Source organism: Cyanobium sp. BA20m-p-22 (assembly GCF_024346275.1).
In the GTDB taxonomy this organism is placed as follows: domain Bacteria; phylum Cyanobacteriota; class Cyanobacteriia; order PCC-6307; family Cyanobiaceae; genus Cyanobium_A.
Genome location: NZ_JAGQCQ010000003.1, coordinates 1 through 15,296, shown reverse-complemented (window position 1 = coordinate 15,296; position 15,296 = coordinate 1). Strand labels below are relative to the sequence as shown.

At 64.0% G+C, this 15,296-nt stretch carries 18 protein-coding genes and 1 tRNA gene; 9 read left to right on the top strand and 10 right to left on the bottom strand.

What is annotated here, in order from left to right; all coding sequences use genetic code 11:
- Positions 1-155 precede the first annotated feature (155 nt).
- Genes KBZ15_RS00505 through grxD form a run of 4 tightly spaced genes read left to right on the top strand, consistent with a single transcriptional unit; the run spans position 156 to position 2,018 of the window.
- On the top strand, positions 156-836 hold the full coding sequence (locus KBZ15_RS00505) for a 1-acyl-sn-glycerol-3-phosphate acyltransferase (protein ID WP_255012503.1): 681 nt from the start codon (positions 156-158) through the stop codon (positions 834-836).
- A gap of 56 nt (positions 837-892) precedes the next feature.
- Positions 893-1,417: a hypothetical protein gene (locus KBZ15_RS00500; RefSeq protein ID WP_255012500.1), complete on the top strand. Its 525-nt coding sequence runs from the start codon at positions 893-895 to the stop codon at positions 1,415-1,417.
- A gap of 39 nt (positions 1,418-1,456) precedes the next feature.
- Positions 1,457-1,690, top strand: a complete 234-nt coding sequence (locus KBZ15_RS00495) for a BolA family protein (RefSeq protein WP_255012497.1) — start codon at positions 1,457-1,459, stop codon at positions 1,688-1,690.
- 4 nt (positions 1,691-1,694) lie between these two features.
- Positions 1,695-2,018, top strand: coding sequence for a Grx4 family monothiol glutaredoxin (gene grxD / locus KBZ15_RS00490; protein WP_255012494.1), 324 nt, complete (start codon positions 1,695-1,697; stop codon positions 2,016-2,018).
- A gap of 7 nt (positions 2,019-2,025) precedes the next feature.
- Here grxD and KBZ15_RS00485 read toward each other — a convergent pair whose 3' ends face one another.
- Complete coding sequence (locus KBZ15_RS00485) at positions 2,026-2,292, bottom strand: DUF6761 family protein (RefSeq protein WP_255012491.1); 267 nt, start codon at positions 2,290-2,292, stop codon at positions 2,026-2,028.
- Positions 2,293-2,429: 137 nt separating this feature from the next.
- Here KBZ15_RS00485 and KBZ15_RS00480 point away from each other — a divergent pair, with 137 nt between their 5' ends.
- A complete protein-coding gene (locus KBZ15_RS00480; protein ID WP_255012531.1) occupies positions 2,430-3,215 on the top strand; it encodes a response regulator transcription factor in 786 nt (261 codons plus the stop codon).
- Here KBZ15_RS00480 and KBZ15_RS00475 read toward each other — a convergent pair whose 3' ends face one another.
- Both KBZ15_RS00475 and KBZ15_RS00470 read right to left on the bottom strand, forming a co-directional pair.
- The gene (locus tag KBZ15_RS00475; RefSeq protein WP_255012488.1) at positions 3,216-3,710 is read right to left on the bottom strand and encodes a hypothetical protein; all 495 of its coding nucleotides are present in this window, start codon (positions 3,708-3,710) and stop codon (positions 3,216-3,218) included.
- A gap of 38 nt (positions 3,711-3,748) precedes the next feature.
- Positions 3,749-4,033 (bottom strand): hypothetical protein, encoded by a 285-nt coding sequence (locus tag KBZ15_RS00470; protein WP_255012485.1) that lies wholly within the window; start codon positions 4,031-4,033, stop codon positions 3,749-3,751.
- A gap of 57 nt (positions 4,034-4,090) precedes the next feature.
- Here KBZ15_RS00470 and KBZ15_RS00465 point away from each other — a divergent pair, with 57 nt between their 5' ends.
- Both KBZ15_RS00465 and KBZ15_RS00460 read left to right on the top strand, forming a co-directional pair.
- Positions 4,091-5,488 (top strand): glutamate decarboxylase, encoded by a 1,398-nt coding sequence (locus KBZ15_RS00465; protein ID WP_255012483.1) that lies wholly within the window; start codon positions 4,091-4,093, stop codon positions 5,486-5,488.
- Positions 5,488-6,138, top strand: coding sequence for a MarC family protein (locus tag KBZ15_RS00460; RefSeq protein ID WP_255012481.1), 651 nt, complete (start codon positions 5,488-5,490; stop codon positions 6,136-6,138). The genes KBZ15_RS00465 and KBZ15_RS00460 overlap by 1 nt, the downstream gene beginning before the upstream one ends.
- Positions 6,139-6,154: 16 nt before the next feature.
- Here KBZ15_RS00460 and crtH read toward each other — a convergent pair whose 3' ends face one another.
- The 3 genes from crtH to KBZ15_RS00445 form a co-directional block, all read right to left on the bottom strand.
- Positions 6,155-7,717, bottom strand: coding sequence for a carotenoid isomerase (gene crtH, locus KBZ15_RS00455; RefSeq protein WP_255012479.1), 1,563 nt, complete (start codon positions 7,715-7,717; stop codon positions 6,155-6,157).
- A 46-nt stretch (positions 7,718-7,763) separates the two neighbouring features.
- Positions 7,764-7,886, bottom strand: a complete 123-nt coding sequence (locus KBZ15_RS00450; RefSeq protein WP_197148508.1) for a photosystem II protein Y — start codon at positions 7,884-7,886, stop codon at positions 7,764-7,766.
- A 76-nt stretch (positions 7,887-7,962) separates the two neighbouring features.
- On the bottom strand, positions 7,963-8,487 hold the full coding sequence (locus KBZ15_RS00445; RefSeq protein WP_255012477.1) for a gamma carbonic anhydrase family protein: 525 nt from the start codon (positions 8,485-8,487) through the stop codon (positions 7,963-7,965).
- Positions 8,488-8,585: 98 nt separating this feature from the next.
- Here KBZ15_RS00445 and KBZ15_RS00440 point away from each other — a divergent pair.
- A tRNA-Lys gene (locus tag KBZ15_RS00440) sits at positions 8,586-8,657 on the top strand.
- Positions 8,658-9,604: 947 nt separating this feature from the next.
- Entirely contained in the window at positions 9,605-9,916 is a 312-nt protein-coding gene (locus tag KBZ15_RS00435; protein WP_255012475.1) for a hypothetical protein, read from the top strand.
- Positions 9,917-10,086: 170 nt separating this feature from the next.
- Here the strand turns inward: KBZ15_RS00435 and KBZ15_RS00430 are convergent, their stop codons facing one another.
- The 4 genes from KBZ15_RS00430 to KBZ15_RS00415 all read right to left on the bottom strand — a co-directional run.
- Positions 10,087-10,389, bottom strand: a complete 303-nt coding sequence (locus tag KBZ15_RS00430) for a hypothetical protein (RefSeq protein WP_255012472.1) — start codon at positions 10,387-10,389, stop codon at positions 10,087-10,089.
- On the bottom strand, positions 10,386-13,817 hold the full coding sequence (locus tag KBZ15_RS00425) for an efflux RND transporter permease subunit (protein ID WP_255012468.1): 3,432 nt from the start codon (positions 13,815-13,817) through the stop codon (positions 10,386-10,388). The genes KBZ15_RS00430 and KBZ15_RS00425 overlap by 4 nt, the downstream gene beginning before the upstream one ends.
- Before the next feature lie 14 nt (positions 13,818-13,831).
- On the bottom strand, positions 13,832-14,929 hold the full coding sequence (locus tag KBZ15_RS00420; protein ID WP_255012465.1) for an efflux RND transporter periplasmic adaptor subunit: 1,098 nt from the start codon (positions 14,927-14,929) through the stop codon (positions 13,832-13,834).
- Positions 14,930-15,058: 129 nt separating this feature from the next.
- On the bottom strand, positions 15,059-15,296 hold a 238-nt coding region (locus KBZ15_RS00415), incomplete at its 5' end, for a YdcF family protein (protein WP_255012462.1).

Here is a 15,296-nt window from a genome sequence, read left to right as displayed (position 1 = left end):
CCCGGCGAGATCCTATGGATGCCACCCCCGCTCGCCAGCGCCCAGCCGATCAGGACGCCCCTCCAACTGCCCGCAGCGGCTTCGGGTGAGCGTCCAGGCCCCCTAACGTCGTGGAAATTCCTATTTCTCCGTTGTTGGCGGTGCAGTCGGGCCCAGTGGTTTCTCCCCGGGAACGGGGCCTGTGCAATGGCATCAATCCCTGGCTGGCACCCCTGGCGATGGTGGTCAGCCAGGACATAGCCCTGAAACTTTTTTTCAGCCAGGTGCTCGTGCTGGGCCAGGAACACCTGCCCAGTTCCGGCCCGGTGCTGCTGGCCCCCACCCACCGCTCCCGCTGGGATGCCCTGCTGCTGCCCCACGCAGCCGGGCGCCGCGTCACGGGCCGGGATTGCCGCTTCATGGTCACGGTGGACGAGATGCGCGGGCTGCAGGGCTGGTTGCTGCATCGCCTGGGCTGCTTCCCAGTGCATCAGGGCAGGCCCTCCATGGCGAGCCTGCGCTACCCCTTGGATCTGCTCTCAGGCGGCCAGCAACTGGTGGTCTTTCCAGAGGGCCAGATCCAGCAACAAAACGCCCCCCTGCACCTGCACCAGGGCCTGGCACGGCTGGCCCTATTGGCTGCCGCTCAAGGGGTGGCCGTAACGCTCGTTCCGGTGGGGATCGCCTACGACCATTCGCCGCCCCGCTGGGGTGGGCGGGCCGCGCTCTGCTTCGCCCCCCCCCTGGCGATCGGTGCGGGCGGGAGGTCCGCGGCTATCGCCTGCACCGCCCAGCTAGCCCAGGCGATGCAGGCGGCCGAAAGCCAGGCCCGCGGAGCCCTTGAACTCGCCGCCTAGAGTTAGGGCGCTTGTGACTGCTGGCTGTGCGGAGATCGACCCACCTCTTCTGCGTTATGGGCCTGGCCCTGACGGCCCTGGCTGCCCCCCTGGCCACCCTCCTTACCCCAGTTGCGGTGCAGGCCCAGCAGGAACCCCTGAGAGCGCTTGAGTCATCTGCCAGCCCGTTCAGCCTCGACGGGGTCAGGGCCCTGCTGGCCCGGGGTGATGCCGCCGCTGCCAGCGGCAATCTGGCGGAGGCTCGCAAGTTTTACGACCAAGCCCGCGATGCCTCACGCCGGCTGCTGGGCTTCTACCGCGACCTGAGCGGTTCATTCCGCGGCCTCGACGCCCGCATCCCCCGAGAGATGGACCAGAAGGGGCGTGAGACCCTTGAAGCCATGGCCCAGGCCAACCTGCGCCTAGCAGCGGTGTTCCGCCGCCAGAACCAGCCCGAGGTGGCAGTGCCCCTATTGGTGGAGGTGGTGAAGGTGATGACGCCGGCCAATCCAGAGGGACGCAAGGCCTACCAGAGCCTGGTGGAAATCGGCTTTGCCGCAAGTCCCTACACGGCCGGGGCAGCTGCGTCACCGGGCGGCTGAGCCCCTTAGATTCCAGAACTTCGCCGCATTGATTGCCCGATGGTGCATCCCGACCAGGTGAAGGCCGCCATCACCCAGGCCATGCCAGATGCCTCCGTAGAGGTCGAAGACCTCACCGGCGGCGGCGACCACCTGCAGGTCACGGTGATCTCCTCGGCCTTCAGTGGCCTCACCCGTGTCAGACAGCACCAGCTTGTCTACGGCGCCCTGCGCCAAGAACTGGCCAGCGAAGCAATCCACGCCCTGGCCCTGCAAACATCCACCCCCGCCTGATTCCATGGACGCCCCCACCCGTCAACGCATCGAAGAGCTGCTGGCCACCAGCCCGGTTTTCGTGTTCATGAAAGGCAACAAGCTGATGCCCCAGTGCGGCTTTTCCAACAACGTGGTGCAGATCCTGCACTCCGTTGGGGTGCCGTTTGAAACCTTTGACGTCCTCTCCGATGCGGAGATACGCAATGGCATCAAAGAATTTTCCGAGTGGCCCACCATTCCCCAGGTTTATGTGAAAGGGGAATTCATCGGTGGCTCCGACATCCTGATCGAGATGTACAACTCCGGAGAGCTGCGCGAGACCCTCGAGGTTGCCCTGGCCAGCTGAGGCCGCCTCAGCGACGCTCCGTTTCGTAGAGGATGCGGGGGTCACCGTCTGGCCCGAGAAAGCTGGAGGGATCCATGATCCAGCGGTCGATCAACTCTTCTAGTCGTCTTTGGCTGAGCGGATCGAGCACCGCGGTGCGTCTCAAGGCATGCAAATAGCCGTCGGCATAGAGGCGCAGCTCGGCAGGGCTGTGGAAGCGGTGGGCCAGATCCTGGCAGGCATCACACAGGGATTGGAAGTGGCGGATGGCGTCTGGATGCTGGAGCGCGGTCATGGGGTCAACAGCCCTGGAACCATTCTGCCCCCCTATCCATGCAGGTGCGAAACGGGGGAGGTTGGGGCACCCCCACAGCTGATTCGCTCCTTCCTGGGCCACTTCCATTACCGTAAGGGGGTCATAGGTCGTTCACCATCAGCTCCCCAACACCGCCAGTTCCAACCAGTCAGCAGGGTCCCCAGGCTGGAAACCAGCCCCAGAGGGTGCTTGTGGTGGATCCCCATGCCACCCTGCGCACGGTGTTGGCCCAGCGCCTGCGTCAGGATGGCCACCTGGCTGCGGCCGTGGCGACCGCCCGGGAAGCCCTGGAGGTCTGTCAAGACCAGTCTCCCGATCTGTTGATCAGCGCCGAACTGCTGGATGAGAGTTCGGCCCTGCGGCTGGCGGCCCAGCTGCGCTGCCCGGTGATGGTGCTCACGGCCCGCACGGGCTCCGAGCCGGTTGTCACCCTGCTCGATGCGGGTGCCGACGACGTTTTGCGCAAGCCCTTTGGCCTAGAGGAACTGGCCGCCCGCTGCCGCACCCTGCTGCGTCGCAGTGGCAGCGGCCTGCAGGAGCGGGTCTGCGTCGGCCCCCTGGAAGTCCATGTGCTGCTGCGCCAGGTCACCCTGCGCGACCAACCTGTGGAGCTGAGTCCACGGGAATTTGCCCTGCTTTGTGCACTGCTGATGCCCCCCGGAGTGGTGCGCAGTCGCCAGGAGTTGTTGCGGATGGCCTGGCCGCCGTTCAGCGGTGGGCCCCGCTCGGTGGACACCCAGGTGCTCACCCTCAGGCGCAAACTCGAGCAGGCCGGCCTGGGCGAGGGGGGCGGCATCGAAACCATGCGCCAGCAGGGCTATCGCTTCAGCCTCGAAACCCTGCCAGAGCCAGCGGCTGCCGAAGAAGAGCCCGCCCGCCAGCCCCTTAATAGCCTGGTGTGATCAGCCTCGCGCCAGGGCAACTGCCAATTCCCCCACGAGCATGGCGCCACTGAGGACTGCTAGCAGCTGGTAGGTCCAGGGCGGACTGATCCGGCCAATCGAGCCGGTATCCAGGCCGGTGGCCTCGGAGAAACGGCCAAGAAACTCCTCGAAGCCAGCAACCCGCTGGGGCAGCAGGTAGGCAGCTCCGTCAGTTGATCGCACGTAGAACACCCGGCCCCCCTGGCTCGTGGTCACCGGCGTGAGCGCCCCGATGGCCGTCCAGGGCAGGTTCCAGCCCCGGCGCAGCAGCCAGGCGCACCAGGGCGGATGGCCAACGCGGATACCCCCATCGCTGAGCTCAACCTGCTCGCTGGTGGCCGCGAGCACCAGCGCAAATCCGAGCGGCAGGGCCAGCCAGAGGGCTCCCCGCACAGCGCCGCTGGCCAGCAGCGGCAAGGGGGCGACCAAAGCGAGGTAGAGGCCGATCAGGGTGAGCCGGATCAGCGGTGCCATCGGGTAACTAACGGGGGCTGCTGGGCCCAGGGCTGCCTTCATCGATCCTCGGCCGAGCCAGGCAGGGGTTCGATCAGTTCGGCAGGCTGGTATTGGCCGTTGAACACCTCCTGCTCTCGGCCCTTCCAGAATTCGCCGAGTCGCATCAGATCGGCATGGGCCTCCTGCAGGCTGGCCAGGTAGGCATCTGGATCCATGCTGTCCTTGGCCTCCTTGAGCTTGGTTAGCCGCAGCAACTGGAGCATCCAGGGCTTGGCGAGCTCACCGCGCTGCTCTAGGTAGCGAGCCAGGTCTGCGGAATTGGGTGGGGGGAATCCAGGCATACTCGCCAGCCTATGCAGCCAGGCCTAGGTTGCGTTGCCCCTGTGTGCGCCTGATCGGTGAGCCTGCCCAATCGTCCAGCTGGTTTGGATCTGAACTCCGAACTGGGCCATCGCTTCTCCCAGCGGAATCTGCCAACCCAGATTCCCCGCGATCAACTGGCTGAATCGGGCCTGGGGGCCGATCTGGCCTATCAGTTGGTGCACGATCACCTGATGCTGGATGGCAACGCACGGCTCAATCTGGCCACCTTTGTGGGCACCTGGATTGAGCCCGAAGCACTGCTGCTGATGCAGGAGTGCGCTGAAAAGAACATGATCGACAAGGACGAATATCCCCAGACAGCGGAGCTTGAGGAGCGCTGTCTGCGGATCCTGGCGAACCTATGGCATGCGGAGAATCCCGACCAGACCGTTGGCACCTCCACCACGGGATCGAGTGAGGGCTGCATGTTGGGCGGCATGGTGCTCAAGTGGCACTGGCGCCAGAGGCGGCAGGCGGCGGGGCTGGATGACCGGCGCCCCAATCTGGCGATGGGCTCAAACACCCAGATCTGCTGGGACAAGTTCTGTGCCTATTTCGATGTGGAGCCCCGTCTGGTGCCGATCACGCCCCAGCGGCTCCAGCTCAACGGCGAGGAGGCTGCGGCCCATTGCGATGGGAACACGATCGGCGTGGTGGGCATTCTGGGCAGCACCTTCGATGGCAGCTATGAGCCCATCGCCGAGATTCAGCGCTGCCTGGATGAACTTGAGGCGCGCGATGGTCTGGACATCCCGATACACGTGGATGCGGCCTCCGGTGGATTTGTGGCACCCTTCAACTCGCCCGATCTGCTCTGGGATTTCCGCCTGCCGCGGGTGAAGTCGATCAATACCAGCGGCCACAAGTACGGCGGGGTGTTGCCAGGGGTTGGCTGGGTTCTGTGGCGCGAGCAGGCAGCCCTGCCAGAGGAGTTGCGCTTCAACGTCAACTATCTCGGCGGCCAGATGCCCACCATTGGCATGAACTTCTCCAGGCCGGGCGCCCAAGTGGTGGTCCAATATTTCAATTTCCTCCATCTAGGCCACACTGGCTACAGCCAGCGCATGGCAACTCTTGAGGCGATCGCCTGTTATCTCGCCGACTCGATAGCCGCGCTTTCAGCCTTCCAGCTGGTGAGCCATCCCCTGGGCCAGTTACCGGTATTTGCAGTGCAATTGGATCCAGCTATTGAAAATTGGTCCGTATTCCAATTGTCTGAGAAATTACGCGCCCGTGGTTGGCAGGTGCCCGCCTACACCATGCCCGCCGATTGCACCCAGATGGCGGTGTTGAGGTTTGTGGTGCGGGCCGGCTTCAGCCGGGACATGGCCGATCAGCTGCTGAATGACATTCGCCGGGCCGTCCAGTGGTTTGAAGGCCTGTCCGCCCCCCTGCCCGAATCCAATCAGGATGAGCAAGCCTTTCATCACTGATGGAACCGAGCACCTTTCAGCACTACTTGATCGGTCTGCTGGCAATCGGCAATAACGTTTCGGCAATTGGTGCCTTCCTGGCCCAAACCCACGGTCTGCCTCGCGCCAAGGTCAAGCGCATGATCCTGATCACCAGTGGGGCCTGCCTCGCCATGCTGGTGCTGTTCATGTTGGTTGGCACTGCGGTGCTGGATTTCTTCGGGATTTCGATCAGTTCCTTTCAGATTGCCGGCGGCCTGCTACTCGCCGGCGTGGGGCTTGAGATGATGAAATCACGCCAGCCCAGTGCCCTAGATATCAAGGCAATTGATATCAAAGACCAAGCCTATTGCGGAAGTGATGCCCAGCTTTACGCCTCTGCCGTGGTGCCGATTGCCATCCCGCTGACGGTTGGCGCCGGCACATTTTCGGCCGTGATTCTCTTCGCCAATCTGGCCGATCAAGCTACAGCCAAGTTGAATTTGCTTGCCGCAATAGCAGCCCTAGTATTGGTAAATCATCTGGTGTTCAGCTTCAGCACGCGAATTGTGCGATTTGCTGGTGAGGCGGGCCTCAGCATATTCACCAAGATCATGGGTCTGTTCACCCTGGCAATTGGAGTTGAATTCATCCTGCGGGGGCTGGGCACCGTCTACCGCCAGCTGCATTGAGCCCGAGGCCATCCCCTCAGGCCGGCAGGCGCCAGGGATTGAGGCCCAGGTCTGCACCGATTCGATGGGCGCAGGCGAAACCGCTGAAGGCCACGGCATTGAGCCCCTGGCCGGGAAAACAGGAATCCCCCACGGCGTAGAGGCCGCCGATGCCCGTGCGGTTGAAGGGCATTGGCAGCAGCCCCGGCAGCCGTAGCGCCGGGATAGGCCCGTAGCTGCCGCCCATGCGCCCCAGAAAGCGGCGGTGGCTGCGGGGCGTGCCCACCTCCCGGTGGCGAATGGCGCCCCTGAGTCCCGGCAGGATCGATTCCAGGCGGCCAATCAGCCGATCGGCGTCGGCCTGTTTCTTGGCCCGGTAAGCCGATGGGCTGAGCCCCTGCCAGTGCTCCATGGAGCTGGGGGTGAAGCTGTGGAGGATGTGGTGGCCGGGGGGGGCCAGCGCAGGATCCAGCAGGGTGGGCATCGACACGAAGATCACCCCCTGCTCAGCCTCCATCTCCTCCCAGCGCTCAAGCAGCAAGTGATGGCAGTGGAAGCCAGCGGGCACCAGGGCGGCATCGATACCCAGGTGCAGGGAGAGAAATGATGGCGAGGGCCGGTAGCGCCGCCGCCAGGTGGTTTCGGCCGCCGGCGTATGGGCCCCATCTACGAGGGTGGTAGCTGGGGAACCCTCGCCCGCGAAGGTGTCCCAGCGGGTGGCATTGCTAACCACGCGGCGGGCGCGGATGGTTTCGCCGCTGGCCAGCTGCACCCCCACGGCCTGGCCGTTTTCCAGCAGCACCTGGGAGACCCGAGCCCGGTAGCGGATGGAGCCACCATGGCTTTCGAGCCCCGCCACCAGCTTGGCTGCGATCACACCCACGCCACCCTTGGGGTAGTTGATGCCGCCGGCATGGCGATCGGAGAACACCATGCCGGCATTGATCATCGGTGTGAGATCGGCCGGCATCACGCTCCAGCAGAAGCACTCCATATCGATGAACTTGAGCAGGGCCGGATCGCTGATATGCCTGCGGGCCACGTCGCCCACGTTCACCGGCAGCCAGCGGGCCAGCCCCAGGCAGGCCAGTGGTGCCCGAAAAAAAACCTTGGCCAGATAGGCCGGATCCTCCAGCGACAGCAGCGGCATCGCATCGAGGCAGCGGAACACCTGCCAGCAGGCGTCATAGAAGGCCCGGATGCCCTTGGCTTCGTGGGGAAAACGGTCCGAGAGGTCGGCGATGAAGCGCCCGTAGTCGCGGTCGACCGCCACATTGAGACCACCGGGCAGGTGGTATTCCAGCTGGGCCGGATCGGGGATGGTGTCGCAGTGCTGGCCCACGTCGGCCAGGGCGCGGGTGAGCAGGTTCGTATGGCCCTCCTCGCCGAATCCGAAGATCATCGAGGCGCCCACGTCAAACGTGTAACCGGCGCGCTTGAAGCTGCCGCCCGACCCGCCGGGAATCAGGTAGCGCTCAAGCACCAGCACCTTGGCCCCCTTGGCAGCCAACTGGGATGCTGTGACCAGGCCGCCGATGCCGGCGCCGATCACAATCACATCCCAGCTGGCGCCGGTAAGGGGGGCAGGGCTGGAGTTCACCGGTGCAAGGGCCTGGGGATCCGACCCTAGGAGCCCCAAACCAGGCTCAGGCGCGGGCGCGCTTAAGCATCAACTGCAGCTGGCCCACCGCGGCCCGGCCGATGTGGAAGACGGCCCAGCTCGCAGCCAGCAGGATCGGAGCGACAACCAGCAGCAGCCGAGCGTCCATGGAAGGTGGGGAAACAGGATTCTCTGATCTTAATTAGTGTGCCGCCCCCGATGCCCGTTGGATTCCGGATTTGTCTTCATCCGTTTTCCCTGCGGGCCTGGGCGTGGGCCATGGCCAACTGCCGGTAGTGGCGGGCGTGCTGGCGTTGCCCGGCCTGGGCTTCGGCACTGAGTTGGCGCTTCACCTGGGCAGGCGCTCCCATCACCAGGGCACCGGCGGGCACATTCCTGGTGACCACCGAGCCGGCGGCCACCAGGGCCCCTGCGCCCACCGTCACTCCATTGAGCACGATCGCGCCAATTCCGATCAGGCAGCCGTCCTCAAGGGTGGCGCCATGCACCACAGCCCGGTGGCCAATGGTGACGTCAACTCCGATGGTCACGGGCAGGTCCGGATCGCCATGGAGCACCGCACCGTCCTGCACGTTGCTGCCCTCGCCCACCAGGATCGGGCAGACATCGCCACGGGCCACGGCGGTGGGCCAGAGGCTGGCGCCGGCGGCGAGCCTCACATCGCCAATGACGACGGCTGAATCCGCTACCCAGGCCAGGGGATCAATCCTGGGTTCGGGCCAGGGAGTGCTGCCAGTCAGACATCCCATGGACTGGGGCACAAGGTTTGGCCATTCTCCCGGCTGCCCTGGCCCCCTTGGAGGATGTGGCCGCTGGGTGATACGTTCCATACGTGCCCAGAGGGCGCGGGTCGCTAGCTCAGCGGTAGAGCACTCGGCTTTTAACCGATTGGTCCTGAGTTCGAATCTCAGGCGACCCATTCTCTTCTCAGCTGGTCTTTGGCCCAGTTCCCCCTGAGGGAAGCTGATCTCATGAATTGCCAACGTCCGACGGACTGGGGCACGAGACGACTCAATCTGACAGTTTTTGACCCATTTCCGTACCTAAGCAAAGAGCCTCCACCCATCTCATTTGACGAGACGGGGAGACAGGGGGACGCCGATGCGGTCCCGTATTGCCCTCGTATTGCCCTCACAGTGCTTAGCGGAGCTGGCTGGGTTGAAGCAGATGCACCATCACTATTTTCAGCACTGCCAAGACGGGGCCTTATTAATGCTCTCTTCTGCTTGCTATTATTGCATTTGGAATCTTACATTAGCCGGATGCTCTCACCCGCCGCAAATGGTAAAATGGTCAAAGAAAACAATACATTGGCCGCCACCAGGCTCTCAGCATCAGCGAGCGAAGTAGCCAATCAGAAATAGCCTGGCAAGCAGGGTCGGCAAGTCCAGTCAAACTCCTGGGGTTACACAATTAAACAGTTGTCGGGCCCTTGAAAACCATATGCGACACCAATCTGCCGATCAACTTACGGAATCATGTTACGAAATCTTGAGAAGAACGGGCCAGGCAGGCGGCTAAGCGCGGCGGGCTCTGCACGCTCGCGGGGCATGGTGAATCGCAGTCGTGAGGCTCCGACCCAAGCGTGAAATAATTAAATCCAGTGGAACAACATCAATGCAGCGATCTCACTCCTACAGGCGCCTGCTCCTCTCATGCATCGCCCTGATGATCTGCTTTGGCCTACCCATGCCCTGGAGTCGACTAGCCTCGTTCGGCTATCTGGCTCTGGGAATCGTCCTGATTCAGGGCTTAAGTCCAGAACCCAGGGATTCCGCCACAGGAGGCGCGCCTTCCAAGCCCTACAGACTGCTCGGCATTGCTGCTATTGCTTTCTGGCTGTTATGGAACCTGACTCCCGTGGAGATGCGCAACACCGGCATCCCAGTGATCCTGTTATGGACAATATTCGGTGGCTGGAGTGCCATTCGGCTGATCCAGCGACTGGCGCGGGAGTCCAGAATAAATGGGGCCGTGCTGCAGGGAGCTCTGGCTGGATATCTGATGCTGGGACTGGCCAGCGGTCTGTTGCTGTGCGGTCTGGAAACCATCCAGCCAGGCAGCTTCCGGGGCATTGACATCGGCACCGGGGCAGTTGGCCTGGATCACTCGGTATGGGGGCTTAACTTTGCAGAGTTGAATTACTTTGCCTTCGTTAGTCTTACCACCATGGGCTAGGGAGATGTAGTGCCCATGACAGCGCCAGCAAGCATGATCTGCGTGATGATAGCCGTAACTGGAACTTTTTACATAGCTGCTGTCATGGGGGTGCTGATCAGCAGGCTCACCATTCAGGAAACCGAGGAGGTCCGCAATTCCTCCCAAAAACCATGAAGTTCATACTGATTTTACGAATCCCCCGCCGAAGGTGAGCCACCGCCCTGTTCGGGTGGCCGGCGGGGCCGGTGGTATGCCGGGTCCGGGTTGGAAGCCTGCAGCTCCCTAACCGTGCTGAGGGCAAAGCCGGATAGACCGCCCGCAAAAGTCAACAGCCAAAGCTGCCAGAGGGCACGCGCCGGGGACAGGGGCGTCGCCGTGCGGGCGATAGTTGCCTGCAGCAGCAGTGCCAACGCCGTTCCCAGCAGGGTGCCGGCCAGCAAAGCAGCCAGCACGCGGCGGTTGGTCGATCGGCGACCAGCACCGCGGTTCATGGACCGGGCTCCGGCGCGGCTGGTATCGGCTCAGACAACCCAGCTGAACCGTACGCGGGACCACCGCCGAGCCAGCTCTTCATCACCACGTAGAACACGGGCACCACGAACAGACTGAGCAGCGTGGCCGCCAGCAGGCCGCCGAACACCACCGTGCCCAGGGAGGTCTGGCTACGGGCACCAGCGCCGCTGGCGAGTACCAGTGGCAGGAAGCCGAACAGGGAGGAGATCGCCGTCATCACGATCGGCCGCAGCCGCGCCCGCGATGCTTCCCGGGCCGCCTCCAAGGCCGGCAGCCCTTCAGCCAGCCGCTGGTTGGCCTGATCCACGATCAGGATCCCATTTTTGGCCGCCAGACCAATCAGCATCACCAAACCCACTTGGGCATAAATGTTGAGCACCTCTCCCCTCAGGCTGAGGAAAAGCAGGGCCCCGAGCATGGCGGCGGGCACCGTCATCAGGATGATCAGCGGATCGCTGAGGCTCTCGTACTGACCTGCCAGCACTAGGTAGACCACCAGAATTCCCATGGCGAAGATGACGATCGCCAGCGACCCGGCCTTCACCTCCTCCCGCGACAGGCCGGTCCAGTCGGAGCTGATGCCGCTCACCCCCAGCTGATCGAACACCTTCTGGATGGCGACTATCGCCTGGCCGGAGCTACGGCCGGCGGCCGCCTCACCCTCCACCTTGATCGAGCGATAGAGGTTGAAATGGGGAATCACCGCCGGACCGGTGGAGGGGCTGATATCGATGAACTCCGACAGCGACACTGGCTGCCCCTTGGCGCTGGGTACGTAGAGATCCTCCAGTCGCTGCGGCGTAGAGCGGTAGGGAGAGTCCGCCTGCACAAACACCCGCCGCACCCGGCCCTCCTGGAAGGTGTCGTTGATGTATGCGCCGCCGAAGTTGAGGCTGAGCGTCTGCATCGCCTGGCCGAAGTCGATGCCCAGCGATGCCAGCCGGGCGCGGTCCACGGTGATTTCCATCTGGGGGGCCTCAGGGCTGAACTGGGTGAACACCCCCTTCAGCTCAGGCTGGGCATTGGCATTCTGGATCAGCCGGCGAGCGGCGTTGAAGAACTGCGGCAGCGACAGGCCGCCGCCGCTGCGATCGAGCAGCTGGAACTCGAAGCCGCCGGCATTGCCATAGCCGGGAATTGAGGGAGGCTGGATGGCGATCACCCTGGCCCCCCGCAGGCTGGCAAAGCGTCGGTTCAGCCGCGCCACGATCGCCTCCATCGACTGATCCGGCGCGCTGCGCTCTTCCCAATTAGTGGTGCCGAAGAAGAACAAGCCGCGGTTGGGGGCATTGCCACTGAGGCTGGCGCCGCTGAACACAGCCGCCGCCGTGATCGCTTTTTCCTCGGCCAGAATTGCTGCCACCCGTCGGTTGATCGAGCTTGTGATCGCATCTGAGCTACCCTCCGGAGCCTGGACGATGCCAATCGCATAGCCTTGATCCTCCACTGGCACGAAGCCGGAAGGAATGGCGTTGAAGGCCACCGCAGTGAGCACGATGCCGCCTAGTAGGGCCGCCATCACCGTGCCCCTGTGGCGCAGCACGCCGCTGAGGGCACTGTCGTAGGCCCGCTCGGCCCGACCGTAGAAAGCATTGAAAGCCTGGAAGATCCAGGGGGTGAACCAGCCGGCGCTGACGCCAATACCGCTGCATAGCAACGCCAAAAATGGGCTGCTCAGCCCAGCCAACAGCAGACCAGCCACGGCTCCGGCGCCACAGACTGGCAGCAGCAGCGGCCGGCCACTTACCTGGCTGAGGCCGTAACCAAGCAGCGCGGCCAAGATCAGCATTCCCAGCGCCGGCAGCACCCCACCACCGCTAACCAGCAGGCCGTAGAGGAATCCGAGCAGCGCGCCAGCAATGGCATAGGTGCGGCGGCTGGGCTCCTGGTCCTGGCGGGAGAGCAGCAGGGCCGAGAGCATCGGCGAGAAGGTGAGCGCGTTGAAGGTGGAAATGGCTATGGCGAACAGGATGGTTGCCGCAAACTGGCGGTAGATGGTGCCGGTGGCGCCAGGGAAAAACAGCACCGGCAGAAACACGGCAAACAGCACCAGCGAAGTGGCGAGCACCGCCCCGAACAGCTCCGCCATCGTCGCCTTGGCGGCCTCAAGGGCAGTGAGCCCCTCGGCACGTCGCGTCGCTGTGCCCTCGATCACGGTGATCGCATCGTCCACAACCAGGCCGGTGGCCAGCACCAAACCGAACAGGGTTAGCTGATTGAGGCTGAAGCCGAACACCTTCACAAAAGCGAAAGTGCCCACCAGTGCCACTGGAATGGCGATCGCTGGCACCAGCGTCGCCTTCCAATCCTGCAAGAACAGAAACAGAATCAGCACCACCAGCACCACCGCATCGCGCAGCGAATTGCTAACTCCTTCGATCGAAGCGCTGATGAAATCGGTGACGTCGTAGATCTTCTCGAGCTTCATCCCGGGCGGCAGTCCCGCCTGGAACTCCGCAAGCACCTGCTCGACCCCCTTGGATACCTCCAGGGCATTGCTGCCGCTGAGCTGATAGATGGCCAGGCCCACCGAGGGCACCCCGCGCAGATCGGTGGCGCTGATGTCGTAACTCTCGCCACCAAGGCTGACGCGGCCCACATCCCGCAGCCGCACCAGCGCCCCGTCGCCGGTGTTACGCAGGATCAGGTTTTCGAAATCCTCGTTTTGCAGCAACCGGCCCTGCAGCTGCACCGAGAAGGTGAAAGGCTGGCCTTCGGGCGCCGGCGCACCACCGATCCGCCCGGCCGGCACTAGGCGGTTCTGGCTCTGCAAGGCCGCCACCACATCGGCGGCACTGAGTTGCTGCTGGGTGAGGCGGTCGGGATCGAGCCACACCCGGATCGCCAGGCGGCGGTTGCCGAAATAGGTGATCTCCCCCACGCCCCGCACCCGCCGGACCTGGTCGGTGAGACCCTGATCCAGCTTGCCGCTGAGGGTCTCGACGCTGTAAGGACGGGCCGGATCCGTACTGACCAGGTTGTAGACGAGCAAAATCGAATTGGAGGCCTGACTCACCGTTACCCCCGACTGGCGCACCTCAGCGGGCAGCTGCGGGGTGGCGAGCGCCACCCGGTTTTGGACGTTCACCTGGTTGATGGCGCCATCGGTGCCACTAGCGAAAGCCACGCTGATAGCGCTGCTGCCATCGGCCGCACTGGTGGAGGTGATGAACTCCATGTTTTCAACCCCGTTTATCTGCTGCTCCAGCACCGCGGTGAGACCCTCTTCCACACTCACCGCATCGGCGCCCTGATAGCGGGCGCTCACCTGCACCGTCGGCGGGGCGATATCGGGAAGATTCTCGATCGGCAGGATCGGCAAAGCGATCAGCCCAGCGATCACGATCAGCAAGCTGCAGACCGTGGTAAGCACCGGCCTGAGGATGAAGCGGTTGGAGGCGGACATAGGGGTTCCTCTCCTTACTGCGACTGGGCCTGCTGCACCGGCAGGCCATGGCGCAGGCTGAGCAGGTTGCTGCTGATCACTAGGGCCCTGGCGTCCAAGCCCTGCAGCACCGGGTAGCGAGCATCCTGCAGGGGACCGAGCTGCACGCGGGTCTGCAGGGCGAAACGGCTATTCGGCGGCAGCTGCCGCAGCCGCTCCAGGGGCGCCTGGCCCGGATCCCGCTCCAGCTCCTGCAGCGTACCGAGACGGTACACATAACTCTGGCCGGAGGACTGGATGACGGAACCCACCGGCACCGATAACTGGTTGGTGCTGGCCAAAACCAGGCGGGTGCGCACCCGCAGGCCATTGCGCAGGTTGCCGTTCCTGTTGTCATAAATGGCCTTCACCAGCAGTACCTGATTGCCGACATCGACACTGGGATCGATCGAAGCAACAACACCGCGCACCAGGGGCTGGCTGCTGCCGGGATCCTCCAGGATCACCGTCTGGCCCGGCCGCACCCGGTTGCGCAGCCGGGCTGGCACGTCGATGCGGGCCGTGAGCTCGCCGTTGCGGATCACGGTGGTGAAGGGGTCGCCGGCCCGGATCACATCCCCAATCTTGACGGTCACATCCCCGACCGTCCCAGAGATTGGGGAGCGAAGGTCGCGGAAGCCAAGGTCTGCCTCCCGGGCTCGCAGGCTGGCGGTCGCGGCGATGTAGCCCTGGCGCAGCTCATCGCGCTGCAGGATGCTGGCCGCCCCCACCCGGGCCAGGAAAGCAAAGCGCTCATAGTTAAGCCGGTCCTTAGCCTGTTCTGAGCGCAGGCTCATCACCTCGGCCTGCAGCTGCGCCTGATCGAGCACCACCAGCAGCTGGCCAGGCCGCACCCGGTCCCCCTGACGAATGCGCAGCTCTTGGATCCGGCCGCCGGCCTGGGCCGCCAGCTGCACCGCCGCTACCGCATCAAGGGTGCTGATCGTGGCCACCTCCTGGCGGAAGGTGACGGGGCGAGCCTCGATCGTGTCGACCACAATGGGCCTGGCCGCCTCAGGGGTTGAGGGAGTGCAGCCCGTCAACAGCGCGAGACCGCAAAGTGCGGCCGCCGGCAGTTCGCGCCGAAGGGGCATGCATAAGCGTGGTGATGGAACTGATTTATAGCCCCCTCCTTCTCTGCGAGCCCTCAATGCAAACTTTTGAGGTCCCCCCGAACCAAGGGATTGCGGCAAGCCCTTGGTTCGGGGCCGGCAGAGCCCATTTCACAGCCGACCCTGCAGGCCGTAGAGCAGGGTTGCCGCGCTTTCGCGCAGGGCTAGTCGGTTGCGCTGGGCGGGCAGGAGGGCAGGCTCGGCAGCAACCGGGAACACCGTTAGCTGCTGGCGCTCAAAGGCGCGGCTGGCCCGCGGCAGCTGCCAGGGATCGGTGATCAGCACGATTGCCGGCAGGGAGGAGGCCGTGGTGTGCTGGCGGATCCAGGCGCCGGTGAGGCTGGCGTTT